Source organism: Candidatus Methanoperedens sp. BLZ2, from assembly GCF_002487355.1.
Lineage (GTDB): Archaea > Halobacteriota > Methanosarcinia > Methanosarcinales > Methanoperedenaceae > Methanoperedens.
This window is the reverse complement of sequence record NZ_NTMG01000022.1, coordinates 1-23,263: the sequence shown is the minus strand read 5'-3', so window position 1 is coordinate 23,263 and position 23,263 is coordinate 1. Positions and strand designations below refer to the sequence as shown.

29 protein-coding genes are annotated in these 23,263 nt (G+C 40.3%); 13 read left to right on the top strand and 16 right to left on the bottom strand.

All coding sequences use genetic code 11. From position 1 onward, the window contains the following. Positions 1-117: 117 nt before the first annotated feature. The 4 genes from CL181_RS03160 to CL181_RS03145 all read right to left on the bottom strand — a co-directional run bounded on the left by CL181_RS03160 (position 118) and on the right by CL181_RS03145 (position 2,846). Positions 118-1,131 carry a phosphate uptake regulator PhoU gene (locus CL181_RS03160; RefSeq protein ID WP_097297795.1) on the bottom strand — a complete coding sequence of 338 codons (1,014 nt, stop codon included), beginning with the start codon at positions 1,129-1,131 and terminating at the stop codon, positions 118-120. A gap of 107 nt (positions 1,132-1,238) precedes the next feature. Further along, entirely contained in the window at positions 1,239-1,790 is a 552-nt protein-coding gene (locus CL181_RS03155) for a rubrerythrin family protein (RefSeq protein ID WP_097297794.1), read from the bottom strand. A gap of 33 nt (positions 1,791-1,823) precedes the next feature. Then, a complete protein-coding gene (locus tag CL181_RS03150) occupies positions 1,824-2,408 on the bottom strand; it encodes a VOC family protein (RefSeq protein WP_097297793.1) in 585 nt (194 codons plus the stop codon). 102 nt (positions 2,409-2,510) lie between these two features. Beyond that, positions 2,511-2,846, bottom strand: a complete 336-nt coding sequence (locus tag CL181_RS03145; RefSeq protein WP_097297792.1) for a histidine triad nucleotide-binding protein — start codon at positions 2,844-2,846, stop codon at positions 2,511-2,513. A gap of 105 nt (positions 2,847-2,951) precedes the next feature. Between CL181_RS03145 and CL181_RS03140 the strand changes: the two genes are divergently transcribed. Next, positions 2,952-4,196, top strand: coding sequence for an FAD-binding oxidoreductase (locus CL181_RS03140; protein ID WP_097297791.1), 1,245 nt, complete (start codon positions 2,952-2,954; stop codon positions 4,194-4,196). Position 4,197: 1 nt separating this feature from the next. Here the strand turns inward: CL181_RS03140 and CL181_RS03135 are convergent, their stop codons facing one another. The 5 genes from CL181_RS03135 to CL181_RS03115 are packed head-to-tail and all read right to left on the bottom strand — an operon-like array spanning position 4,198 to position 8,707. Further along, positions 4,198-6,399 carry a PAS domain S-box protein gene (locus CL181_RS03135; protein ID WP_097297790.1) on the bottom strand — a complete coding sequence of 734 codons (2,202 nt, stop codon included), beginning with the start codon at positions 6,397-6,399 and terminating at the stop codon, positions 4,198-4,200. Further along, complete coding sequence (locus tag CL181_RS03130) at positions 6,390-7,034, bottom strand: SpoIIE family protein phosphatase (protein ID WP_217993075.1); 645 nt, start codon at positions 7,032-7,034, stop codon at positions 6,390-6,392. Before CL181_RS03130 ends, CL181_RS03135 begins: the two co-directional genes overlap by 10 nt. After that, complete coding sequence (locus tag CL181_RS03125; protein WP_097297789.1) at positions 7,024-7,437, bottom strand: anti-sigma regulatory factor; 414 nt, start codon at positions 7,435-7,437, stop codon at positions 7,024-7,026. Before CL181_RS03125 ends, CL181_RS03130 begins: the two co-directional genes overlap by 11 nt. Next, positions 7,430-7,801, bottom strand: coding sequence for an STAS domain-containing protein (locus CL181_RS03120; RefSeq protein WP_097297788.1), 372 nt, complete (start codon positions 7,799-7,801; stop codon positions 7,430-7,432). Before CL181_RS03120 ends, CL181_RS03125 begins: the two co-directional genes overlap by 8 nt. 6 nt (positions 7,802-7,807) lie before the next feature. Further along, entirely contained in the window at positions 7,808-8,707 is a 900-nt protein-coding gene (locus tag CL181_RS03115) for an STAS domain-containing protein (RefSeq protein WP_097297787.1), read from the bottom strand. Between the two features lie 871 nt (positions 8,708-9,578). Between CL181_RS03115 and ltrA the strand changes: the two genes are divergently transcribed. Then, a complete protein-coding gene (gene ltrA, locus CL181_RS03110) occupies positions 9,579-11,144 on the top strand; it encodes a group II intron reverse transcriptase/maturase (protein ID WP_176505034.1) in 1,566 nt (521 codons plus the stop codon). A 116-nt stretch (positions 11,145-11,260) separates the two neighbouring features. On the opposite strand, the gene CL181_RS03105 is transcribed toward ltrA, so the two are convergent. Beyond that, positions 11,261-11,968: a phospholipase D family protein gene (locus CL181_RS03105; protein WP_097297785.1), complete on the bottom strand. Its 708-nt coding sequence runs from the start codon at positions 11,966-11,968 to the stop codon at positions 11,261-11,263. 311 nt (positions 11,969-12,279) lie between these two features. Here CL181_RS03105 and CL181_RS03100 point away from each other — a divergent pair, with 311 nt between their 5' ends. Further along, positions 12,280-12,729: a hypothetical protein gene (locus tag CL181_RS03100; protein ID WP_097297784.1), complete on the top strand. Its 450-nt coding sequence runs from the start codon at positions 12,280-12,282 to the stop codon at positions 12,727-12,729. A gap of 914 nt (positions 12,730-13,643) precedes the next feature. Then, the gene (gene cas4 / locus CL181_RS03095; RefSeq protein ID WP_097297783.1) at positions 13,644-14,402 is read left to right on the top strand and encodes a CRISPR-associated protein Cas4; all 759 of its coding nucleotides are present in this window, start codon (positions 13,644-13,646) and stop codon (positions 14,400-14,402) included. 1 nt (position 14,403) lies between these two features. On the opposite strand, the gene CL181_RS03090 is transcribed toward cas4, so the two are convergent. Together CL181_RS03090 and CL181_RS03085 are read right to left on the bottom strand one after the other, a co-directional pair. Continuing rightward, positions 14,404-14,637, bottom strand: coding sequence for an Lrp/AsnC ligand binding domain-containing protein (locus tag CL181_RS03090; RefSeq protein WP_097297782.1), 234 nt, complete (start codon positions 14,635-14,637; stop codon positions 14,404-14,406). Between the two features lie 71 nt (positions 14,638-14,708). Continuing rightward, positions 14,709-15,464: a hypothetical protein gene (locus CL181_RS03085; protein WP_141398774.1), complete on the bottom strand. Its 756-nt coding sequence runs from the start codon at positions 15,462-15,464 to the stop codon at positions 14,709-14,711. A 204-nt stretch (positions 15,465-15,668) separates the two neighbouring features. Between CL181_RS03085 and CL181_RS03080 the strand changes: the two genes are divergently transcribed. Further along, positions 15,669-16,847 (top strand): RNA-guided endonuclease TnpB family protein, encoded by a 1,179-nt coding sequence (locus CL181_RS03080; protein ID WP_097297780.1) that lies wholly within the window; start codon positions 15,669-15,671, stop codon positions 16,845-16,847. Positions 16,848-16,894: 47 nt separating this feature from the next. Then, positions 16,895-17,464 carry a DUF99 family protein gene (locus CL181_RS03075; RefSeq protein WP_097297779.1) on the top strand — a complete coding sequence of 190 codons (570 nt, stop codon included), beginning with the start codon at positions 16,895-16,897 and terminating at the stop codon, positions 17,462-17,464. A 296-nt stretch (positions 17,465-17,760) separates the two neighbouring features. Here CL181_RS03075 and CL181_RS03070 read toward each other — a convergent pair whose 3' ends face one another. Beyond that, positions 17,761-17,997 carry a sulfurtransferase TusA family protein gene (locus CL181_RS03070; protein ID WP_097297778.1) on the bottom strand — a complete coding sequence of 79 codons (237 nt, stop codon included), beginning with the start codon at positions 17,995-17,997 and terminating at the stop codon, positions 17,761-17,763. A gap of 90 nt (positions 17,998-18,087) precedes the next feature. Between CL181_RS03070 and CL181_RS03065 the strand changes: the two genes are divergently transcribed. The 5 genes from CL181_RS03065 to CL181_RS03045 all read left to right on the top strand — a co-directional run bounded on the left by CL181_RS03065 (position 18,088) and on the right by CL181_RS03045 (position 21,153). Next, the gene (locus CL181_RS03065; RefSeq protein WP_097297777.1) at positions 18,088-18,564 is read left to right on the top strand and encodes a DUF2124 domain-containing protein; all 477 of its coding nucleotides are present in this window, start codon (positions 18,088-18,090) and stop codon (positions 18,562-18,564) included. 28 nt (positions 18,565-18,592) lie between these two features. Next, the gene (locus CL181_RS03060; protein ID WP_097297776.1) at positions 18,593-19,003 is read left to right on the top strand and encodes a cbb3-type cytochrome c oxidase subunit I; all 411 of its coding nucleotides are present in this window, start codon (positions 18,593-18,595) and stop codon (positions 19,001-19,003) included. 55 nt (positions 19,004-19,058) lie between these two features. Continuing rightward, positions 19,059-19,571: a CGGC domain-containing protein gene (locus CL181_RS03055; protein ID WP_097297775.1), complete on the top strand. Its 513-nt coding sequence runs from the start codon at positions 19,059-19,061 to the stop codon at positions 19,569-19,571. Between the two features lie 87 nt (positions 19,572-19,658). Beyond that, positions 19,659-20,621 (top strand): DNA-3-methyladenine glycosylase, encoded by a 963-nt coding sequence (locus CL181_RS03050; RefSeq protein WP_217993074.1) that lies wholly within the window; start codon positions 19,659-19,661, stop codon positions 20,619-20,621. After that, positions 20,608-21,153: a DUF488 family protein gene (locus tag CL181_RS03045; RefSeq protein ID WP_097297774.1), complete on the top strand. Its 546-nt coding sequence runs from the start codon at positions 20,608-20,610 to the stop codon at positions 21,151-21,153. Before CL181_RS03050 ends, CL181_RS03045 begins: the two co-directional genes overlap by 14 nt. Here the strand turns inward: CL181_RS03045 and CL181_RS03040 are convergent, their stop codons facing one another. After that, positions 21,154-21,549 carry a PAS domain-containing protein gene (locus CL181_RS03040; protein ID WP_097297773.1) on the bottom strand — a complete coding sequence of 132 codons (396 nt, stop codon included), beginning with the start codon at positions 21,547-21,549 and terminating at the stop codon, positions 21,154-21,156. A 161-nt stretch (positions 21,550-21,710) separates the two neighbouring features. Between CL181_RS03040 and CL181_RS03035 the strand changes: the two genes are divergently transcribed. Further along, a complete protein-coding gene (locus CL181_RS03035; RefSeq protein ID WP_097297796.1) occupies positions 21,711-22,073 on the top strand; it encodes a DUF6326 family protein in 363 nt (120 codons plus the stop codon). Here CL181_RS03035 and CL181_RS03030 read toward each other — a convergent pair. Both CL181_RS03030 and CL181_RS20060 read right to left on the bottom strand, forming a co-directional pair. Further along, entirely contained in the window at positions 22,070-22,354 is a 285-nt protein-coding gene (locus tag CL181_RS03030; RefSeq protein WP_217993073.1) for a transposase, read from the bottom strand. The two genes, CL181_RS03035 and CL181_RS03030, sit on opposite strands and share 4 nt — an antisense overlap. 26 nt (positions 22,355-22,380) lie before the next feature. Next, the gene (locus CL181_RS20060) at positions 22,381-22,530 is read right to left on the bottom strand and encodes a hypothetical protein (protein ID WP_176505033.1); all 150 of its coding nucleotides are present in this window, start codon (positions 22,528-22,530) and stop codon (positions 22,381-22,383) included. Positions 22,531-22,875: 345 nt separating this feature from the next. Here CL181_RS20060 and CL181_RS03025 point away from each other — a divergent pair. Then, on the top strand, positions 22,876-23,263 hold a 388-nt coding region (locus CL181_RS03025; RefSeq protein WP_176505032.1), incomplete at its 3' end, for a carbohydrate binding domain-containing protein.

The window sequence follows — 23,263 nt, the reverse complement described above, 5'->3', positions numbered from 1 at the left end:
TTTTGCATATAGGGAAAGCAAGAGAAAAATTAGGTCTGTGCTCAAGTATTGGCAGGCATGGATCACAACATCCGGACAATAAGGAAATTTCGGTCTCCCCGAAAACGGATAAATCCCTCAATCCTCAAAATCCGTTGCCCCTGCCGACATATTAATAGCGATCTCGGCGATATCGCCGCTGTAGCTTGCTATTCTTCCAAGGCTGTCCAGCATGGTTTTTTGCAGGATAGCCGATTGGATATTTTTTTGCTGGAATAATTTGTTTGAAATATCAGAATGCACTTTTGTTCTCTCTTTTAATTCATGGAATATTTTTTCAGCCAGTGAGATATTCCTTGAAAAAAGGGAATTGACGGATTTTTCAAAAATTGCAATAGTACTGTTATTAAGTTTTATGAAATCATCTAACTGCAATTCTTTTTGTGTTTTGCACAGTTGTATGTAACTTTTTGCGATGTTTTCAATATGGTCTGCAATTCGCTCAAGGACTTTCACGATGATCCTGTAGCCAAGGCAATCCCTCTGGTTTTTTATTCCCAGTTTTTCCGCAATTTGCTGGTGTTCAACAGCGCTTTTTAGCTGGCGCACTACCAGGAAATAGAGCCTGTCTATCTCCCGCTCCCTTACGATAACATCTTTTGCAAGCCCGATGTCCCGGTTTGTGATGGCCTTTCCCAGGTCAAGAAGCATTGACCTGTTTATGGAGAACATCCTCTGGAGTATCTGGATTGACATCATGCGTTTATAATCAACCATTATTTCAAGGATGATGGAATCGCCGGTATCCTCAACTATTTCGATGCCTATTAAATAATCGATGATCGTCCTTACGGTCTCCCTGTACGAAAGGTTATCTTTCCTGTCAAGTTTTATCTTCAGGGTATCATATCCTACAAGATAATTCGCGATAATAATACGGGCAAGCGCATCGCTTGATTCCATCTGCGATATCCTGATCTCTTTTACATGTGATTCTTTTTCAATGACGCTTGTCTCAAACAGCAAAGCTCCGGCCTGTTCAGTGACAACAAGAGAATCCCCTGCTTTCAAATTAACTTTCTTGACCCATTTTTTTGGCAGCGAAATCACATATGTAGAACCGCCGCTTACGTAGACTTTGCGTGTTTCCATTAATATTCCTGATTTACTGATATTTGATTGTATATATGGATTGTTGATATTATTTATATAATATATAACTATATGTGTATAGTCCTAAAATTATTTCTCATAACTGATTAAGCTTTGAATGCTGTAAATTTGTCTCTGGATGCGCCGCAGAGGGGACATTTATCGGGCGCTTCTCCTTCCACGGTATATCCGCAAACTTCGCAAACCTGGACTGGACCAAGTTTAACGTCATTTCCTGAATTAACTGAATCTAATGCTTTTTCATAAAGCAGCTTATGCATTTTTTCAGTGCCATATGCATATTCAAAACTTCTTTGTGCACCTTTTTCTCCCTGGAATTTTGCCACTTCCATGTAAACCGGATACATTTCTTCAATTTCAAATGTCTCACCGGCAATGGCCAATTTAAGGTTTTTCCTGGAATCGCCAGGGCCAAAAGCTGCCATGCTATCTGCAACAAATCCCCCATCCAGGTGTTTTAACTCCCGGTAATGGTCTCCCGCATGTATATATTCAGCATGGGCGATTGCGCGAAATAAGCGCGCTACATTATTAAATTTCTCTTTTTCGGCCTGATTTGCAAAATGCAAATATCTCATATGCGCCTGGCTTTCTCCTCCAAATGCATTGATAAGATGCTGTTCTGTCATTTTCTTCATTTAAAAACCTCCTGACAATAAATTCCGATTATTTTACTCAACATTTTTGTACCCATGGAAAAGTTCACTTCCAACACCCGGATAAACAATTCTTTCTCCAATTGGAGTTGCACGTTTGACTGGGTTTTTATTAATTTGAGGCTCCGAACCTTCAATTGCTAATTTTGTTGGTTGTTTATCTCCCATAAAAGGATTCTTTCTGATATCAGTGCCGCTTACATTATGACTGAATTCTATCGGGATATTATTCGGATCATAGCTATAGATGGAATGTATGAAACCATGGTCGATTACTTTCGATACCCAGAAGCCAGCTGCTTCAAGCTTATCTTTTAGTTCCCAGAGATCCTCTTCTTCCTCAACTCCAAATGAGACATGATCAAAACCGAATCTGCCTTTTACCGGGCTTCCATGTTCCTTTTTTACCATCGGTTCAACGCCTTTCCACTCAAAGAATGCAAGCAGGTCATAAGGGGAAATCTCAAAAAAGTAATGCCTGTACCCTGGCTGTCCAAGACCTGCGACAAGCCGCATGCCAAGAAGATCACGCCAGAAGAGGATGGTTTTATCCATATCGCCTGTTGCCATTGCAAGATGATTTACCCCATTGAATTTCACACTGATTACCTCCTGAAAATGAAAAACCCCATGAAATATATTATGTTCCTAAAAGCTTTAAGTAGTTTTCGGAAGACAAAAAATAAAAATTAAGTACGCAACTTAACTTTTGCTCCATCCCCCTATAAGATGAATATGCAGGTGAAATATAACCTGTCCTGCGCCGCTGCCCACGTTTATTACAAGCTTGTAACCGCTGTCCTTAATACCCAGTTCTTCAGCTATTTCTTTTGACTTAAGGATCATCCTTGATATAACCTCAACGTTGTGCTCTTTTAGTTCATTGAGGCTTTCGATGTGTTCAACCGGCACCATCAGGACATGTACGGGCGCTGAAGGTCTTATATTATGGAAAACCACAAAGTCTTCATCTCTATAAATAAAATCTGCAGGCGATTCACCTTTGATAATACTGCAGAATATACAATTGCTGTTCATGATTTCACATTTATATCATCCTGGTGTATAATCTTTAATCTTTGGGTTACTTATATTAAATCAAAAACCTAATACTGATTGAGAATATCGGAAAGTGGTTGGGAAATGGCTAATGGATTGAAAAGAACACCTGGATTCTTTGACTTTATAATCATCGGTGCTGGCGTCATAGGAAGCGCAACTGCATGTTACTTGAAAAAAGCGCTGCCAGAGAGCAGGATACTGCTCATTGACAGGTATCACACAGCAGGTGCAGGAAATACAGCTAAAAGTGCGGCTCTATTCAGGAACTTTTTTTCATCACGTACAAACCGGTTGCTGGCTGGTAGTTCTATCAGTTATTATCTTGAACCGGGCACAAAAGTCCAGCTTGATCCGACAGGTTATCTCTGGTTGTTTTCGAAAGAACAATGGAATGCCTCCCGGACAGCCATCCATGAGCTTGACCCGGAAAAGAATAAGTTTGAGATCCTGGACAGGGACAGAATTGCAGACATTCTCGGGATAAACTATCAGGCAAAAGGTCATTTTCCTGATGTTAATTCCGGGATTTTCTGCCATCTATGCGGTTCTCTTTCTGCAACAGCACTTGCCCGGCATTATGCCTCTCTTTTTAAATCTATGGGAGGAGAAATAAATTTTAATACAGACATTAAAGAATTTATTATAACAGGACAGAACAGTTGCTATGCACCCTGGGATAACGTTTTTATTGATGGGATCGTAGACCAGAAAGGAAATACCTATAATGCAAAAGAGTTCATCGTGGCAACCGGGGCCTGGACACATGATCTGCTTGCACCCATCGGTATCGCTTCAGGCATACTCCCCAAAAAACGGCAGCTCTTCGCTTTAAAAATAGAAAATAATGCCGGACTCCTTGCGGATTCAACATCAACAATAAGACCTGCCATAATACTTCCGGCAGGCGGGGTTTATATAAAACCAGTATTTGATAAAAATATTATAATAGTTGGCTGCGCCGATGACCTGGGCCAGCCCTTCCTGATGTCTGACCCGGAACCTGATCCTCTTTATTTTCAACGCGCGATAGAGCCTGTTTTAAACCATTATTTCCCGGAACTGGATTTTATATTGTCCCTCAAATGGGCAGGATACTATGATTACCACTGGCCTGATATGACCCCTGTTATTGAGTCCGTAGCCAATCTTACATGGGTTGGCGGGACTTCAGGAAGCGGTATAATGAAAGCCGATGCCATCGGCCGGATTGCAGCCGCGCGAGTGCAGGGTCACAAGGAAGCACTTCTTGCGGATGGGTCAAAGTTCAGGGTATCCAGGCTCTCATTGCAAGACAGGGATGTTGAAAAAGAAGAGTTAATAATTTGAGTCATCCTGAAATATCTTTTATGGTTTTTAATAATTCTTCAGAACTGTAAGGCTTATTTAAAAGAGTATTTACCTGTTTTGCAACTTTTGAAAAACTCTCTTTTTCTATTAAACCGCTTACTGCTATTATCTTGATTTCCGGGTTAATTTTAACAAGTTCCCGGATACATGTCTGGCCATCCATAACCGGCATTGCCATATCTATAAGAACAATTTTAATTTCCGTTCCTTTCTCCTTATACAATGAGAGAGCTTCAGCTCCATCAGAGGCAGTGATTACCCTGTATCCATTTGTTTCTAAAATCGCACCTGTAACTTCACGGATTGAAGCTTCATCATCGACAACGAGGATCATTTCCCCATTCCCGGTGTCCGTAGTAAGCTCCTGCGCTTTTACTTGCTGCGTTTCTGTTGTTGCAGCAGATGGCAAATAGACCTTAAATGTTGTCCCTTTTCCAACTTCGCTTTGCACATCTATAAATCCCGAATGGCTTTTTATGATCCCGACAGACGTTGAAAGACCAAGACCAGTGCCTTTTCCATGCGCTTTTGTAGTGAAGAACGGTTCAAAAACCTTATCCAGTATTTCAGGAGGGATTCCTGTCCCGGTATCAGCAACAGTAATAACAATGTAAGGACCGATTTTAGCCTCGATATTCATCCGTTTATGGTTTTCATCAATGAATAGATTCTCAGCGGATATTTCAAGAATTCCACCTTCCGGCATCGCATCCCGTGCATTCACACACAGGTTCATGAGAACCTGATATAATTGTGTGGCATCTCCGGTGACTTCCCACAGTCCCCTGGGTATACTGAGCCTTACTTCGATAGATTTTGGAAATGTCTCTTTTGTGACTTTCCCAATTTCCGAGATCAGATATGCTACCTGAACAGTCCTGCGTTCCCCCTCTGCTCCCCTCGCAAATAATAGCACCTGTTTTATCAAATCAGCTCCGCGCATGGTATTTCTTTCGAGTATATCGACCATTTTCCGTTTGTTTTCATCAGGGCATTCTTCTTTTAACATTTGCAACGAGAGCATTATTGGCGTCAGTATATTGTTAAGGTCGTGCGCTATTCCTCCTGCAAGCGTACCCAGGCTGTCCATACGCTGGGCCCGCAGGAACTGCGCTTCAAGCTTCTTTTTCTCAGTTATGTCAGTGTTGATGATAAGAATCGATTTTGGCGCACCCTTGCGATCGTAGGTCAGTACCCAGCGGCTATCCACAATGATCTCTTTGCCATCTTTTGTTACCTGGCAAAGCTCTCCGGCCCATTTGCCCCTTTCAATAACGATCTTTTTGGCTTCCATAAGATCTGGCGATTCTTCCTTATAGAGAAGCTCATTTGCATTTTTTCCTCTGATTTCATCTTCGGTCCAGCCATATAATCCCTCTGCGCCTTTATTCCAGTAGGTAAGCCTGTGTTCTAAGTCCCTGACCGCAATAGCGTCGTGCGTTATATTAAGAAGCGATGCCCGTTCACGTATTTTCTCTTGCGCCCTCTTGCGTTCAGTGATATCGCGGACGATACCTGTGTAAAATGTTCCTTCTTCTGTTTTCCAGGCTGCAATAGAAATCTCAATTGGAAATTCACTGCCGTCTTTCTTGAGCCCGTAAGATTCGAGCATTTTTTCGTTGTATTCAGATTCACATGACATTAACCGTTCCAATCTCCTGGAATGGATATATCTGAGTAGCTCAGGCATCAGGATGGTGAGCGATTTACCAAGTACTTCCCCTTCGGAATAGCCAAATATAGTTTCTGCGCATTTGTTCCATGAAATGATGTTTCCATTGCTCTTGCTTGAAATAATCGCATCATTTGCTGCCTGTACCACTGAGCGGAATTTCATCTCCGACTGTTCCAGAATTTTGTTCATGTTATACAATTCAGTAATAGAATCATGGAACCCGCGAAAGGTCATTTCAAACGGTGCAATGCTCTCAGAGAAGAATTGCGCTGCTTTTTTTAAGGTTTCTTCTATTTCTCCTTGTTTTATTGCCTGCGGCAAGACCGTAATCAGCACATCCTGGTGAACTGCTGCCATATCCAGGATACCTCTCCCGTCGGCTATTGCTTTTCGCCCAAGCTCATAAGCACGCTCCAGAGACTTTTCCTTCCCTTCTTCAAGGTAATCCTGAAGCGCCGAGATGTATTGTTTTCTTAGTTCATCCGGATTGTCATTTCTTATTTGCATATATACCGCACAACAAGAACCAGTGCATCATCTGTCCTTTTGGCAAACTGTGCCATGATATTATCAGCAATTTGTTGCGGCTTTTCACTCAAGTTTATACAGGTTTCAAAGCTGCTTCGAATACCATCTGTGACAAAAACCAACGTATCACCAGGCATGACCGGGATAACGGATTCCTTTAATGACGGGAGTTGATAACCCAACGCTCCGCCGCGTAACAGCAATCTCTCGTGCGAAATAACTGAATTTGTATCCTGTCGCAGCAGCATACCTTCAATATTGCCAACACCAAGCCAGGTAATCTTCTTATCAAGTAAATCCAGGAATGCAATGCTCATCACCACTCCGCGTGTTCCCTTCAAAGCCTCATGGCAGCGCCTGACCATCGCTGTAATTTGTTCGTTAGCATCGGTATTGGCGTTAGCATTGGTATTGATATCAAGCGTTTCAATGGCAATCCTGGCAGCCGCAGCCGCTTCATAGCCATGTCCTAACCCATCAACAACAGCTATGAGGATGCCGTTTTTAAACGATTTGATCAATAGACTGTCGCCTGAGACATCCTGTCCTGGCAATGGCATAGTGAAAAAACCCGATTCGATCAACCTGAGTGGATCGGTCACTTCATCGGGCATGGTTTTGCACCCATTTCTTCATAGTTACTTTTGTTCCCTTGCCGACTTCAGAGACGATTTCAAACTCGTCCATCAATCGCTTCGCCCCTGGAAGTCCCAGCCCCAGACTTTTCCCGGTTGAATAGCCATCCTGCATAGCCAGCTTGATATTGGGAATGCCTGGCCCATTATCGCAGCCGATTACAACAATGCCTCGTTTATCACCCTGCTGGCCGATGCTCAGGGAGATTTCACCCTCCCTGGCATATTCCACGATGTTACGCGCTATCTCAGATATGGCAGTAGCGATAAGGGTCAATTCTGTGGATGAGAAGCCTAACTTCGCCGCCATTTCCCGCCCTTTCTGGCGAGCTGTCACTATATCGACTTCGGAATTGATTGGTATGCAATTTTCATCAGCCACGCCTGGTATCTCCTTTTGTTTGACGGTCAAGGAGTGCCATTCCCTCTTCCAGATCCAGCGCGGTCGCTACATTTTCCAGCTTCAAGCCCAGCTGCACCATCGAAAATGCGACCTCAGGTTGTATCCCGACGATGACTGTTTTTGCACCGCGCAGCATGATCATATGCGCCATGGAACGCAGGGTCCGGGTTGCGAAAGAGTCCATTACATCCAGAATAGTGACATCCACTATGACTCCGCGTGAACGGAACTCGCCTACACGACTTACCAGATCATCCCGTAATTTCAGCAAATCGGCATCGCTCAACTCTGATTGAACAGAAGCGATCAGATAATCACCCTGTTTGAGAATCGGAACCAACATTTTTCTTTACACCTTTTCTTTACGAATAAAGCCATTTGAGGATTCTACTCTTACAACCTTGTAACCTAATAAGTGGTCTGCTTCTTCAATCCCACCTTGCAGGTCGCCTACTGTATTCATTTTGGTCAAGTCCACACCAAGAGTGACAAGAGTCTGGGCAATCTCGGGTGATATACCCGTAACGATGACTGTTGCACCCATAAGCTGCGATGCATCCACCGTCTGCACCAGATGATTAGCCACTTTAGAATCCACACCCGGGACACCGGTAATATCCATAACTACGACCTTGGCCCGGCTGATGCGGATGGTGCGCAATAATTGCTCGGTTAACTGGCGGGCACGATGCGTATCGATCACTCCGATGATCGGCAGGATGAGCATCTGGTCACGAACCTGCAATACCGGAGTTGAGAGTTCCTGGATAGCCTCTTGCTGCTGGCGGACAACTTTTTCGCGCTCTTCGACGAAAGCGAGTGCAACGATGGAAAGAATCTTGTTGGCGACAGGTTCGTAGATATCCAGAGCTGATGATAATCTCTCCATATCATGCTGATATCGCTCAAACAGGCTGCGACCATACACATCGCGAAGAGTGAGCAAACCGCCGATTATTTGTTCGCTCGTCATTCCCCGCAGCACGCCGCGTTCGGCCATGCGTATGGCATAGGTCTGGGCGCCGTCATATTCTCCGGTTTCCAGGCAGACGATACAGGTATCATAGATCGTCATTGATTCGGTCTCAATTTCTTCCCGTGTCAGACCTGCGAGCAATCCCTTGGAAATCATCTGCTCTACCCATTGATGCCTCAGAAGTTCTCGCTTTTCACGGAAATGATCCACCAACTCCTGCCGCAATTCAGTGCTGGATTTATCGGCTTGTTCGTTTGTCTTTTTCTTCTTCATAACTTCTCCCTTCTTATAATAATTATTCTTAATGCAATTTTGTTCAAGCCCAGGTCACGTTACTTTATCCTGGGCCATGACTGAATATTAAGGATAAAGATTGAATAAATACTTTCCCACTGATTAACGAAAGTCATTACAATGCAATCTGGTATATTGTATCGGACTAAGGCCCTATCCGAAAAATGTTGTGATTGTTGTAACTTTTACATATATCATTATTGGCTTTTTGGATAGGCTCTTAATCGCTTAAAGAGTATGCAGAGAGTTGAAATTTTTTGATAAATAAACGAGACCGTTTCAATTCATGTTGGTAATTATGCCTATGTGCTCGTGACAAGAAGTTACATCGTGCATTGCCGTGCGCTATCCCTTCCGTTTGGGATAATCCTACTGAGATATGCGCTGGTGGCAACACCGGGGTGTAAAGCTCTCAGGACAACATGGAGAAATTTAAAGACTAAATTAAATGAACTGTTAGGATAAGGATGCCATGAAGAAACGAACGTTGAACCATTGTAAGAGTCGTAAGGATTAATAAGCGAAAATAGTCTGAAACGCTTAAACCAAAAGGTATGGAATCAGACCATGATGGCTGCACATACATTATAGGAAACGGACAAAAGATTTCCGGCTTATAGGTGGCTTCTAAAGTATCCAAAAATTATGCACGACGTAGAACTTGGTAAACCCAATATGCTCCCAAAAGGTAGAAACTTCGCAAGGAGTAACAATGGCATAAGGGGTAGAGGAGAGAGTAAAAAGCGAATGACAATTCGTAATAAATTGTATAGAGGTTCAAGATTTGCCTTAATCCGAAAGGATGCTGACTTACTCTACGGTGTTTTATTGTGTGAATGAAGGTAAACCTATGAATGCAGGAGATTCAATTACATCGAAAGATGAGAAACCTGCAAACATGCTTTTGAAAAACCAGTGGAACAACATCGACTGGAAGAAGGCTCAGAAACATGTAAATCGGATACAAGTCAGGATCACAAAAGCGGTTAAAGAATGTAAATGGTACTTAGTAAAAAGTTTGCAGTATCTTCTAACACATTCGTATTATGCGAAACTGTTAGCAACATTGAACGTAACTCAAAATAAGGGCAAAAGAACAGCAGGCATAGATGGTGAAACATGGTCATCACCAGAAGCCAAAATGAAAGCTGCTCTTGCTCTAACTGATGTAGGGTATAAAGCAAAACCGCTAAGAAGAGTCTTTATTGAGAAATATGGGTCAAACAAGAAACGACCTTTAGGCATTCCAACAATGTGTGACAGAGCTATACAATCGCTCTATGCTATGGCATTAGACCCGATTGCAGAAGCAACAGGTGACAGGACATCATTTGGATTCAGAAAGTTCAGAAGCACACACGATGCTTGTGAACAGATTTTCATTTGTTTGTCTCGTAAATACTCACCTGCCTGGGTACTGGAAGGAGATATTAAAGGATGTTTCGATAACATCTCTCATCAATGGTTATTAGACAATGTACTGATGGATAAATCAATTCTGAAACAGTTTCTAAAGGCTGGCTATGTATTTGAACGCCAACTATTTCCTACGGATGCAGGAACTCCACAAGGTGGTATAATTTCCCCAATTCTGGCTAATATTACATTAGATGGAATTGAGAATATAATAATTGATAAATACCACCGAAATTCATGTGGAAATATACACAATGTTCAGGCTTCCAAATTCAAAGTAAACTTTGTAAGGTATGCTGATGATTTCATTGTTACTGCCAAAACGGAAGAAATAGCCAAGGAAGTCAAGGAATTGATTAAAGATTTCCTGAAAGGTAGAGGTCTGGAATTGTCTGATGAGAAAACGATAATAACCCATATAGACAATGGTTTTGATTTCCTCGGATGGAATTTCAGAAAATATAAGGGCAAACTTCTTGTTAAACCTTCCAAGAAATCCATTGATAAATTTACTGAGAAAATCAGTAATATAATCAAGAAGGGGAAAGCTTGGACACAAGAAGAATTGATTAAGGCCCTTAATCCCGTAATAACTGGTTGGTCTAACTATCACCAATCGGTTGTATCCAGTGAAATATTCAATAAACTCGACCATAGAATCTGGGAAATGCTATGGCATTGGGCTAAAAGAAGACACACTGATAAATCCAATTTCTGGACTTCCAATAGATACTGGCATACAGTAGGAAATAATAATTGGGTTTTCTCAACGAAGGATAAACAATTGAAACTTCTATCTGATAAGAAGATAGTTCGACATACTCCAATGAAGTTAGACAAAAATCCCTATCTTGATGTGGAATATTTTGTTTCAAGAAAAATGAAACAACGTTTCAAGAAACTAACAGATAACACATTTAAAGTACTGAAAAACGTAAAGAAAGTTTGCAAACCTGATACTGTGACCATGACAAATAACTGCTGCCCTACTAAGGGGTGATAAAATGCTTGAGCCGTATGAAGCGAAAGTTTCACGTACGGTTCTTAGAAGAGGGGGAACGAGCAATCGTTCCTCTTTATTCAGCAACACAATTTGAAATATTGAAAAAAAGGAAGCTAATTTTTCTGTTTTTTATAACAGCTATAGCAAACTGGTTTTTCATAAGTAGTTGAAGATTCTTTACCACAAATGTGACAGAATTTCTCCTTATATAATGGGTTGCTGAATTCTTCCCAAAACTTATAACAATTGAAACAAAGTGGCTTTTCTGGATTTATTTTTAAATCCGTGCCACAGCGAATACAAAAACCTTCTCCATCAATGATGGTTTGTGGTTTTTTAGAAGTGCTTTTTGGAATAACAGGGCCTTCTTTCTCTATTTTTTTTATAGAAAAAGGAGTATGCTGGCTATTTTGGATTATGAACATTACTTCATCATATATTTTTTTATATAATTCAGGGTCATTATTTTTCTCAATTTTAATCCCCATTTCCCAATTATTCTGCTGAGAATGCTGATATAAATTCATGGAGGTTATTATTGCAGCATTTTCATTCAGGTAGCATTTAGCATGTAGATTATCACAAGATAAAATTTTAACGCTAGTTAATCCCTGCAAAAAACTCATTTCTTCAGCATTTAATTTATCGGTTCTAAATATCACTCTAATATCAATTTTTCTAGAATCTCTCTCTTTTATAAGATGTCTAAGTCTATCAGCTATTTGGAGATATGGGCTAATTAAGAATAATTTTTCTTCTGAATTCTTAATCAATTCAGTCAGTTCAGCTGACACACCTGTTGTTTCTAAAAACTTGACCATTTTTGTATCTCCATTAAGATTTAGTTTTATGGATGTAATACTAATTAAATCAGATTGATGAGAAATACGGATTGCGATAAATTGTGCCAGGCTGACGGAAAGATGTTTGAGAGTTTAATGAAGAAGAACGACCCTAAAAATGTTATTTGAAGATGCTGCTGAATTGTTCTTACTTAAATAATAAACAAATCACGTTTTTTGACAACTGTTATAATTAGTTTTTGAAATCATCCTGTTGTGCAATACTTATTTATGAGCATTGCCTTAAGGGATATATTTAAATTGTTTTAAATTCAATCAAATTAATTTATATGACAAACTATTGGATAATTATAGCCAGAAGAAAAGATCAAAAATTAGAAGATGCCAGTGACTATATAATGGATAATAATATATGGGATTTTGTAAGTTCAAATAATGATGAGAGCAGAACACCAAGTAATGCAAGAAAGCTTCATAATGGCGAAAAAGTATTGTTTTATCTGTCTGCGAAGGATCGGGAGGGAAAAAAGCTGAGTGAATATCCATATCCAATATTTTTTGCCCGTGCTACTTTAGGTTCTGATTTTATAGATTATGATAATGACTCTGGATATGAGAAATTCGTAAGATTGAATGATATAAAAATCTTTCCAAAACCTATTGAGGTAAATAACCCGAAAAAGAGGTATGGAATAGGGGCAACAGGCCCAATAATGATTGCACAGATCGATAAAGAAAGATATGAAAGTGCTTGCAAAAAAGCAAATGTAGATCCTTAATGTCTATCTTTGTTAAGTTAGTAAATTACTATCGTTGATTTTAATAAAATTTTTATTAATTATTATATATTATCCAAGACATAGATTAATAATATTCACAGTTAACATTCTATGCTAATTTTATGTGTTTATCGCTTCGCTTTCACACTTATTCTATATTAGCCAAGAATGCGCAAAACGTCCTCGCAGGCGCTCTGACGGACGAACCGTAGCATACTCTTATACCGTTCCACTCCGAGCCTTCATTACGCTACGAGTCGCGCCCCCGTTCTTGTCGCGCCGGGGTCAACCCCATACCCCAAAGCGCTTTTGCGCTTGCGCCGGAAGGGGTACGCACCACTTCCAGACTTACCCCCTGGGGCGCTCATACATGATTATCCCAGGTAGAAGAGCCATAACAAGAAACATCCTTCTTCATACAAATTTTCAGGCGTTCGAAATACGAACCAACCACAGAGGACGCAGAGATCACAGAGTTAATCTTTCTCTGTGTCCTCTGAGTGCTCTGTGGTTTTTTCGTACGAGAAGATTTAAAAAATTTCCTAACTGGCGAACTCAAATTTCTACATACGTCCTAAGAGCTTGTCTGAAAATTTGACCTACATTTGTTTTTCACACCGATTCGATGCACATAATTGGTTATGAGTGAGTATTCAGAGGCATTTTTGGACAGGATTACAGGATTTACAGGATGGAAATTAATCCTGTCCATCCTGTAAATCCTGTCCAAAATAAATATTCAGACAAGCTCTAAGAAACATCAGGTTCTGAAGACCAAGCTTAAATATCATTTTATAAAAAAGATATCAATATCTTCCAAATCTGTATGAAGATTATCAGTTTGTCGAAACATAACAATTCCAACCCCTTCCAATGGGCAATATTTTTAAATAAGCGGGATATTTACACATCCCATGATAAAAGTCTCAGACATCACTACTTACCTTAAATGTCCCCGGATGTGCTATTTCACAAACAAGGGGCACGACCTGGTAAGCGAAGTCTCATCAGGATATCTGGAAAGACTGATCCTGAAAGAACTGGCCATGACATATGGATCTGCATGTAATTGTGCTGATGCGCAAACTTTCCTGAATAATGAACTTGAAAGGATCTCAAATGAGATTCGTGTGATCTACCGTAATGAACTGGGCAAGATTGATAATGCAGCGATCGCAAAATCCGTAACTGATATACGCCCCCTGATCGGAACAATTTCTTCAAATCTGTCTGTAAATAGAGAATTCTATTCAGGCGAGTTCATTCAGGATGAACCCGTTCTACGCTCGGATAAATTCGGACTTTCAGGCAGCTCTGACAGGTTGTTAAAAATAAATGAAAGCTCTGTCCCTTCGATAATAAAAACCGGCAATATGCCTGAAAATGGCGTCTGGAACAGCGATCGGCTCCAGCTGACTGCCTATTCGATTCTCGTGGAAGAAAAATACAATTCAATTGTTGAAAAAGGATTTGTCGAATATGCACGCTGGGGCATCATAAGACCGGTTGTTATCAAACGGCATGAGCGCAGGAAAGTCCTGCAGGTGATGGATAAGATAAAGAAAATCCAGGAGGGCTTTATGCCGGAAAGACCAAAAGAGGCTCCATGCGAATATTGCGGCTTTGCCGGGATATGCGATGTAAAATCAACACTTGCATCCAGGTTTTTTTAGATCAGAATTTCGCTCCTGTCAGCGTTTTTGTCTCAGTAACTCCTTTTAAAGCCCTTATTTTATTGACCACGATCTCGCTTAATCCCTCATAATCGTTTGCCTGGATTTTCGCGATCAGGTCGTAATCACCAAAAAGAGGATACAGTTCCTGGATCTCTTCCCATTTTATCATGGTGTCAAATATTTTTTTTTCCGCTCCAGGAGTAACATTGATCAATACGAAACCTATTGCCATTAATTTTCACCCATGACCTACTATTAGGTTTTGGGAATATAATATTATCCAAACGAATAAACATTATATTTTCATCTTACGATCACAGTGCCTGTTGCGTTTTTATATTCTTTGTACGATGGATATTCAGCCAGGACGAATGTATATTTTCCCTCCTGTTTGAATTGATATTGATATCTCTCCGGATACAGCATGAGCTTTTTTTCGAACAGGCCATCTTTACTTACCAGTACGATCCTGGTGCGCTGGTTCTCCTCATTGTTCCAGGTTATAGTATCAGATTTGTTTATAGTTATGACCTGAGGATAAAAACCATGAGCAACATCAATTTTTATAGGTGGTTCAATTATTGAAGGTGGAATAGCAGCAGGTATTGTTGCAGGAACAATAGCAGGAATTTTTGGGGTTACTGATGATAGTGTAGTATTGTTATTCTGTAATCCTGATTGCACGGGTTGTTTCTGATTAACACCATTACCCGGATCAAAATGATTCACAGGAACTAAATAAGTAAAAATTGTATAAATAACAATTAATCCAATTATTGCAGCAAGCGCAATCATCTGGTTTCTGGATATCTCCGGTATTTTGAATTCGGGATTTTTAAAAGCAGGCAACTTTCTATCAATGGACGGGATCTTTAACTGAAAGCCCTCCTTAATATCTTCAGGCTTTCTTGTCTCGGCAAAATCCTGGTACCAGTCGCAAACAGGATTCAGGCAGAACTGGGCAACCGGGATCTCAACAAATCCAAGCCCGATGGATTTTCGTACACTTTTAGTCTGGACAAAACCACCGCATTTCGGACATCTTTCAGCAAACTTCATGAGTATCATTATTGTAGGAGGCATTATTAAAATTATCTCGTAGGTTCAAAGGGTGGAGAAGACCCCTTGCGAAAGCGAGGGGATGAATCGTACCCTTTGCAAGTGTAATACCTATCCCGAAAAAAGTATTGTTCAGATAGCATTTTAAGGGATAGGCATAACGAATATATAGTATCAAAGACATATATAGATTGTTCAGATAGCATGAAAAAATCATATCAATTCAGAATATATCCAACAAAAAATCAGGAAGTTAAACTGAATAGAACACTTTCTACATGCAGATACCTTTACAATAGTTCTCTTGAAGAACGAAGAAGAGAAGCTGAACTTAATGAACTGAAAAGAACATTTGGTGTAACTTCATGGGCAAAACCAGAATGGGTTAATTACTATGATCAGGCTAATAATCTGTCGGAGTCAAAAACAGATTATCAGAAAGAAGTATTCTCTCAGGTTCTACAGAATGTCCTGAAAAGAGTTGATAGAAGTTTTAAGAATTACTTCAATGGTTTTGGCTATCCTCGGTTTCAGGGAAGAAACAGATATAATAGTTTCACATATCCACAATCGGGGTTTTCAATCAAAGATGGAAAACTTAATCTCTCGAAAATAGGAAATATCAAGATAATTCAACATAGAGATATTGAGGGTAAAATCAAGACCTGTACTATAAAGAAAGATATTGATCAATGGTATGTTACTTTTTCATGTGACATTGACATTCCCATTATACCTGTTAAGATCAAGACCAGAACAGGAATTGATGTTGGTCTTAAATCATTGATTACTCTAAGTAATGGTGAATCGATAGAACCACCAAAGTTCTTAAGAAAATCTGAAAAAAAACTTGCAAGGGAACAGATACATCTTTCCAAGAAAAAGCTCAGATTAAAGAATAGAAACAAACAGAGAATCGTTGTAGCTAAAGTACATCGAAGAATCAGAAATCAAAGAAAAGATTTCAATCAGAAATTAAGTACAAATCTTGTCAATCAATATGATCATATTGTATTTGAGGATTTACAGATCAAGAACATGGTGAAGAATCATCATCTTGCTAAATCAATCTCAGATGCAGGTTGGTCACAATTAATCAGTTTAACAGAATCCAAAGCAGAATATGCTGGGAAAGTAGTTGAACGGGTTAATCCATATGGTACTTCTCAAACATGTATATGTGGATATAAAGTACCAAAAAAACTTTCAATGAGGACCCATAGATGTCCTAATTGTGGTTTAGTTGCTGATAGGGATCATGTATCAGCGAATATAATCGAAAGTAGAAGTAGTACCGTAGGAACTACGGGATTTAAAGCCTGTTTGAGCAGTCTCAATGGAGAAGCAATGAAACAGGAAGCCCCTTCCGAGAGGGAGGGGTAGTTCACCGAATAGAAATCTTTAATAAATGCCATAACCAACGAAATATAATGCATATAAAACCTGAGATTCGTATTCTTGCTATTGATGACTCACCTTTGATAAATGAAAAAGTAATGATCATCGGAGCTTTTTTCCGCGGCGGTGAACAGCTTGACGGCATCCTGAGAGCAGAGGTCACAAAAGACGGCATGGATGCGACTGATGTTTTGATCCGTATCATTAAGGATTCAAAATATTATACCCAGATAAGGGTTATAATGCTTGATGGAGTCACATATGCAGGATTTAATCCTGTGGATATAACCTGCATCTGTAAAGAAACTGATCTGCCTGTAATTGTTTTCATGCGTTCCTGCCCTGATTTTGGTAAAATCAAGCTTGCTCTTTTGCATCTCCCTGACCCTGAAAAAAGATGGGAGATAATCCAGCGCGCAGGCATGATACATAAAATAGAGCAGGAAAACCCCGTTTTTATCCAGGTATGCGGACTTGATAAGGAAAGCGCGGTTGAGATAATCCGGTTAACCTCAACGCACAGCAACATCCCGGAGCCGCTTCGTGTGGCGCACATTATAGCCACCGGGGTCGTGCTGGGTGAATCAAAAGGCCAGGCGTGACCAATGATCCATTTATTATCATCAATAATCATGGTAAACACCGCAAGGCATATATACAATGAATAATCATTAATAATTGTGATGAAGATGAATAGACTAACTCAACGTAAAACTCAATATAAATGTCCTAATTGTAAACATCTAATACCGCTAAGTAACGCTGATTTCATCAAAGGGGTTGCAATGGTGTCATGCGTGGATTGCGGGAGAGATGCTTTTACTATCGAAGAAACTCTGTTGTAATAATCCAAAACTTATAACGTGGGGTAGAGGGGGCAGGGTGGTAGTTCACTCAGTTAAATCCTCTGGACATATACTTTAAAAGTCTTCCCTTCCTGCTTGACAGCAAGTATTTTATTTCCGGATTTTTTTGCCCATGAATCAATATTCTGTGGTGCAACCGGATCATCGGCTGTTATCAGCAGGATTTCACCGCTTTTTAACTGCTCGACGCGTTTTTTTGTAAGTATGAGTGGATATGGGCAGCATTCACCGCGCACATCAAGTGTATCATCAGGAATAATCTCAGACATATGGTACCCAGTTTGACTCTTAATTATTTAAAACTGACTGATTAATAAACCCTTATATCCTTCTTTGACAATCCTGACTCCTGTGATCCCATGAAACCAATAGAAAAAGCATCCGGCATCGGTGGAATGTTAACAGCTTTCAGGAAACTTGCGCGTGGAAGGAAAAAGATAACATTTATCGGCTGTCCGGGCTGGTGCAATCCTTTTGCAGAACTTCTTGGATATGTTTTACGTGATGCGGGAAAAGAGATGGTATTTATTCCCAATCTCAGGAAAGATATGGCAGCAAAGGTCGAAATGACTGATTACGGGATGCAGCTTGGTGAAAAAGCAGACCCTTCTTCTGATACTGTTGTGCTTCTCGGCGGCCTTGCCATGCCAAAAATGGAAGTGGATGTAAAGGGTTTGAATACAATGATAGATGAAATCACAAAAGGACATCCTGACCGCCAGATACTGGGTCTGTGTATTGGCGGGGTTTTCGAAAAAGCAGGATGGGATAAATTGATCGATTTTGATTATCTAATGGATGCCGATATGGAAGTTGTAACTTACGGATTTAAATAATATCAAAATTTTAATATTAAATTAGATTATGAATAACTTAGCACGACTTTTTATAAAAACAAGCCTGGTCTACCTTGCCCTTAGCACGATTCTGGGTGTGCTTATCACTATTGGTCCTGGATACAGTTTCATGCATTCGCATTTTGCACTTATTGGATGGGTATCATTCATGCTTTTCGGGCTGGCATATGAAAGCATCCCGCGCTATACCAGCAGGGCGCTTCATAGCAGAAAACTCGGAATAATACAATTCTGGCTTGCCAATATCGGATTGATCGGCCTTTCGCTTTCATACCCATTTATGAGGATGTATATGCTCAAAGAAAAGGATGCTTCTGATGCTGCAACAGCAGTTATGATCTTTGGCCTGATAGAAGCTATATCGGTTTTCATATTCATATACAATATCTGGAAGTCGATGGGTAATTCATCTAAGTAAATATTAAAAATATTTATTGAGTAAAACTTCAATATGATCTACTGAGGTAATTATAATGGAATGGAAGCCGGATGCATTAAAAGAACTTGAAAAAGTACCTGAACATGTCCGAAGCATGGCTAAAATGGGCATTGAAACAGCTGTTGAAAAGAAAGGGAAAAACGTAGTAACAATCGAGGATGTAAATGAGGCGGCTTTGCAATTCAGGGCCCTGATGGGAAAGGAAGAAAAAGAAGCAAAAACAACAAAAATTGCAGTCGTCAGGTGCGATATAGTGAGTGAGACCTGCCCTGGGGTTGCATGTTTTAAGGCATTCAACAAACGAAAAGTACATTTTGAGCAATATGGGAAAGATGCTGAAATGATAGGATTTTTCACATGCGGCGGATGCCCTGGCAGGAGAATTTTCAGGCTTGTGGACAGCCTCATGAAACATGATGTTGATGTAATTCACCTGAGTTCATGTATGCTCCTTGAAAAAAGCTATGCTAAGTGCCCTCATATTGAGGAAATAAAGCAGATGATAGCCAATAAGGGTGTTAAGATCGTGGAGGGAACACATCACTGACGAATTTTATATCAAAGAAATTGCTATTTAAAGACCCAGCCATATTCTTATTATTAAAAAACGCTAATAACTAACCAGGGGGAAATTTTGCCAATAGATGAAGATGAAAATAATTGCAAACGTTTGAAACCCATCTCATTCATGATCAAATCGGCGGCACCTTTTCGACTCGATTTGACTGTATGGGCTTTGCGCCGCCGGGCAAATAATATTGTGGACCGGTGGGATGGTAAAACATACGGTCGGCTGCTGGCACTGGATGGCCAGGCTGTGGATGTTTCGGTCACACAGATCGGCCCGCCCGATGATCCCGAGCTTAAGATTGAAGCCGCATACGCTGGATCTTTGTCGTTAAAACCTGCTTTAGTAACAATAGTGGAACAAATGCTGGGTACCGGGCGAAACCTATCGGAATTCTATGTTCTTGCTTCAGGAGATGCTCAACTTGCACAACTGGCTGCACGATTTCGCGGGCTCAAACCACCTCGCTTCCCAACACTCTTCGAGGCGTTAGTCAATGGAATCGCCTGTCAGCAGATAACTCTTACTTTAGGCATTCTCCTGCTCAATAAATTGGCCTCAAACTATGGCATGTCTGTCCGGAAAGAAAACACAACTCTCTCCGCTTTTCCCCGGCCTGAAGACCTGGCAGGACTGGAACCCCGGGATATCCGAAGGTTGGGATTAAGCAATAATAAGGCGCGTGCAATTATCGAACTTGCCCGGATGATGACTGATAAGTGCCTGGTTCAGGAAGACCTGGACGCACTGGATGATGAAACTGTCCTTGCGCGCCTGTGCCAGTTGCGGGGTGTGGGGCGCTGGACAGCTGAATATGTCATGCTTCGAGGTCTTGGAAGGATCCATCTATTCCCTGGCGATGATATGGGTGCCCGCAGGAACCTGCAGCTCTGGTTGAAACTAAAAGAGCCGATGAGCTATGAAGATGTCAGGCGTATTCTTTCAAGATGGGAGCCCTACAGCGGATTTCTATATTTCCATTTGTTGCTGGATCGACTTATGCGGGATGGTATCTATGATAAAAAATAGTTATGAAAAATCCCCTGTCGTATTCACGATTGGACATTCAACAAAAGCATTAGATGCGTTCATCAGTCTTTTGCAGGCGCATTCCATAACAATGCTTGTTGATGTCCGCACGATTCCACGTTCAAGACATAACCCTCAGTTCAACCAGGATACACTCCCCGATAATCTGCATACTGCGGACATAAGATATACGCATATGCCAGGGCTGGGCGGACTTCGCCACGCACGGAAAGAATCACCTAATACGGGCTGGCATAATTCATCTTTCAGGGGTTTTGCTGACTATATGCTGACAGAAGAATTTAAAAAAAGCTTAGAGGAGTTGATTAACCTTGCAAAGTCAGAACAAATCGCTTTAATGTGCGCCGAAGCTGTTCCCTGGCGCTGTCATCGTTCTCTTATTGCTGACGCACTTTTGGTTCGTGGTATAAGTGTTGAACACATCATGAGCCAGAAACGCAGTTCGTCTCATTCGCTTACGCCTTTTGCGAAGATTAATGGCATGATGATCACATATCCGCCTAATTGTTAATCAGGTTTTTGATATAAAGTGGAGGGCAAGCAGTTCTCCCATATAACTTATCGGCACCAGGATCATCTTTACATTTATTGACTCTCCTGTTTTCTTTTTTAATGAAATCTCAATACAAGAACCAATCTTATCTTCCATTGCATGTCTATAAGCATGTACAAGAATGTCTTGACTTTTATCCATTACAAAAGCTTCTATAAATGGTTCTTTTACTTTTGACAATTCCTCGACTGATTTGTATCCCAACAAAGAAGCAAATCTCTGATTATATGTCATATGTTGGTCATCGAGATATACATAGATAGCTTGCTTTGATTCTTCGAGTACTTCTTTCAGTTGCTCATAGACTCCTTTTATTAATTCCTCGTGTGGATGTGCTTTAGATTCTATTGCCATGATTTCATCACTCCTTATTAAGAATTCATTTATTGCTTTAAATATATATCATTGAACCCGACTTTTAGCTCGAAAGTCTTATACCGTTTAATGTCACAAACATCTGAAACACAGTTCAAAGAAGTGATAGGTTTTTGGAAGATTGGAAGATAAAGATTTCAGTGCTGTGGCTGTTTAGTGCAGTGGCTTTCTTGGCTCACCAGATATTGGCGCTAATGGAGCCAGGTGTAATAGCGGGAATAATGGCAGGCGAAGTAGAGGGCATGAAAATAGAACCTGAACTGATACTGCTATTTGCAATCTTATTCTTAGTACCATTGATAATGGCTTTCTTGTCCCTGACCTTGAAGGATTCGATAAATCGCTGGGCAAACATCATCGTGGGCGCAGTCTTTGCCGCCCTTTTCATTGGCGTGATTGCGACTGTGGCAAAACTGTCTGGGGAGACACTAATGACGTTTTCAACAGTTGTGGCTCTATCATTGATTGTCTGGTACGCGTGGAAATCTAAACAGAAAGTCTAAGGTTCATGTCCACTATCAGCGTCCCCTGGGATATCAAGTTCTATTTTGCCAAACTGACTTTTTACAGTCTTTTTTGTATGACCGTTTCTTGAGTTATCGGTATTTTTATTTGTGTAGTCATATTTTGAATAACCAAGAGTGTTATTCATTTCTTCTTCTAATGCTTCCTGAAGAACTCCTTTTATCTCGTTAATGAAAGCATCCTGGATGCTTTTACCCGTTTTTAGATTGTTCGCCCTAAGCCATGCCCTTGCTTGTTCACGTGTAAATAATTCTGCCATGTCACTCAACTCCTATTATATTTGTCTTACTTCATAGAAGTATCAGCAAAATTCATTACACTCCCAAGTCCATAAAGAGCATCCGAATAATCAGGATATGTATCCAGGGCGCTCTGGAATTCTTTCATTGCTTCTGTATTGCTTCTGTATTTCTTATTTTCTTCTTTGAAGAACATAGATCTCACCGATTCTATCTCTGAAATCATCCTGTGCACTTCGATTGTATGAAGAATCTTTGATAGGAATTCCAATATGGTCTTTAGATATCAGTTTTTCATATGCATCTGATCCAAACATGGAAGTTGTTTGGCAGTTATGATAAAAGTCCGAATAAAGACCAGGACATAAATAAAAATGGCTTAAAGTTAGTTTACTTTTCCAACAATATCATGATTATTATCGTTATAATTATCCATATGCCCATATAAAAATCGATAGTTTAATATATACCATGTGATTTCTTATAAAAAAAACGCAGGAAATCTGGAAAATTTTCCTTCCTTTAAGAAATTGGTGGTAGCATGGAAATTAAAAAACTAAATAAGATTACAATAATTCTAATCTCAATGTTTGTAACATTAATGGCATTTTCAATGCCTGTAAAAGCATTGGCACTTTCGAACCCGGGATTTGAATCAGGAACTACTCCGTGGCTGTTCTATACTAACGGTGCAGGCAGTTTCACTGTAGGACATTATGGTTATGTAGGAATTAATGCTGCAAAGCTTACTTTGAATAGCGGTGGAGGGAACATCCAATTATTCCAGACAGGAGTAGCACTTGAAGCGAACACACGCTACCGATTGAGTTTTGCTGCATATTCAACGGCAGGACATGATGTGACTGTGCGGTTGTTCAAGCATGGTTCGCCATATACTGCCTATGCACCAGACTTTACAGCGAATTTGG

What these genes read in the sequence shown, in the direction of transcription:
- CL181_RS03080 (WP_097297780.1), top strand. Translation starts at nt 15,669, where the DNA reads ATGAAAAAATCATATCAATTCAGAATATATCCAACAAAAAATCAGGAA.
- ltrA (WP_176505034.1), top strand. Translation starts at nt 9,579, where the DNA reads ATGAATGCAGGAGATTCAATTACATCGAAAGATGAGAAACCTGCAAAC.
- CL181_RS03145 (WP_097297792.1), bottom strand. Translation starts at nt 2,846, where the DNA reads ATGAACAGCAATTGTATATTCTGCAGTATTATCAAAGGTGAATCGCCT.
- CL181_RS03090 (WP_097297782.1), bottom strand. Translation starts at nt 14,637, where the DNA reads ATGGCAATAGGTTTCGTATTGATCAATGTTACTCCTGGAGCGGAAAAA.
- CL181_RS03140 (WP_097297791.1), top strand. Translation starts at nt 2,952, where the DNA reads ATGGCTAATGGATTGAAAAGAACACCTGGATTCTTTGACTTTATAATC.
- CL181_RS03115 (WP_097297787.1), bottom strand. Translation starts at nt 8,707, where the DNA reads ATGAAGAAGAAAAAGACAAACGAACAAGCCGATAAATCCAGCACTGAA.
- CL181_RS03065 (WP_097297777.1), top strand. Translation starts at nt 18,088, where the DNA reads ATGAAACCAATAGAAAAAGCATCCGGCATCGGTGGAATGTTAACAGCT.
- CL181_RS03075 (WP_097297779.1), top strand. Translation starts at nt 16,895, where the DNA reads ATGCATATAAAACCTGAGATTCGTATTCTTGCTATTGATGACTCACCT.
- CL181_RS03030 (WP_217993073.1), bottom strand. Translation starts at nt 22,354, where the DNA reads ATGGCAGAATTATTTACACGTGAACAAGCAAGGGCATGGCTTAGGGCG.
- cas4 (WP_097297783.1), top strand. Translation starts at nt 13,644, where the DNA reads ATGATAAAAGTCTCAGACATCACTACTTACCTTAAATGTCCCCGGATG.
- CL181_RS03070 (WP_097297778.1), bottom strand. Translation starts at nt 17,997, where the DNA reads ATGTCTGAGATTATTCCTGATGATACACTTGATGTGCGCGGTGAATGC.
- CL181_RS03060 (WP_097297776.1), top strand. Translation starts at nt 18,593, where the DNA reads ATGAATAACTTAGCACGACTTTTTATAAAAACAAGCCTGGTCTACCTT.
- CL181_RS03100 (WP_097297784.1), top strand. Translation starts at nt 12,280, where the DNA reads ATGACAAACTATTGGATAATTATAGCCAGAAGAAAAGATCAAAAATTA.
- CL181_RS03045 (WP_097297774.1), top strand. Translation starts at nt 20,608, where the DNA reads ATGATAAAAAATAGTTATGAAAAATCCCCTGTCGTATTCACGATTGGA.
- CL181_RS03055 (WP_097297775.1), top strand. Translation starts at nt 19,059, where the DNA reads ATGGAATGGAAGCCGGATGCATTAAAAGAACTTGAAAAAGTACCTGAA.
- CL181_RS03040 (WP_097297773.1), bottom strand. Translation starts at nt 21,549, where the DNA reads ATGGCAATAGAATCTAAAGCACATCCACACGAGGAATTAATAAAAGGA.
- CL181_RS03105 (WP_097297785.1), bottom strand. Translation starts at nt 11,968, where the DNA reads ATGGTCAAGTTTTTAGAAACAACAGGTGTGTCAGCTGAACTGACTGAA.
- CL181_RS03120 (WP_097297788.1), bottom strand. Translation starts at nt 7,801, where the DNA reads ATGTTGGTTCCGATTCTCAAACAGGGTGATTATCTGATCGCTTCTGTT.
- CL181_RS20060 (WP_176505033.1), bottom strand. Translation starts at nt 22,530, where the DNA reads ATGTTCTTCAAAGAAGAAAATAAGAAATACAGAAGCAATACAGAAGCA.
- CL181_RS03085 (WP_141398774.1), bottom strand. Translation starts at nt 15,464, where the DNA reads ATGAAGTTTGCTGAAAGATGTCCGAAATGCGGTGGTTTTGTCCAGACT.
- CL181_RS03130 (WP_217993075.1), bottom strand. Translation starts at nt 7,034, where the DNA reads ATGCCCGATGAAGTGACCGATCCACTCAGGTTGATCGAATCGGGTTTT.
- CL181_RS03160 (WP_097297795.1), bottom strand. Translation starts at nt 1,131, where the DNA reads ATGGAAACACGCAAAGTCTACGTAAGCGGCGGTTCTACATATGTGATT.
- CL181_RS03155 (WP_097297794.1), bottom strand. Translation starts at nt 1,790, where the DNA reads ATGAAGAAAATGACAGAACAGCATCTTATCAATGCATTTGGAGGAGAA.
- CL181_RS03135 (WP_097297790.1), bottom strand. Translation starts at nt 6,399, where the DNA reads ATGCAAATAAGAAATGACAATCCGGATGAACTAAGAAAACAATACATC.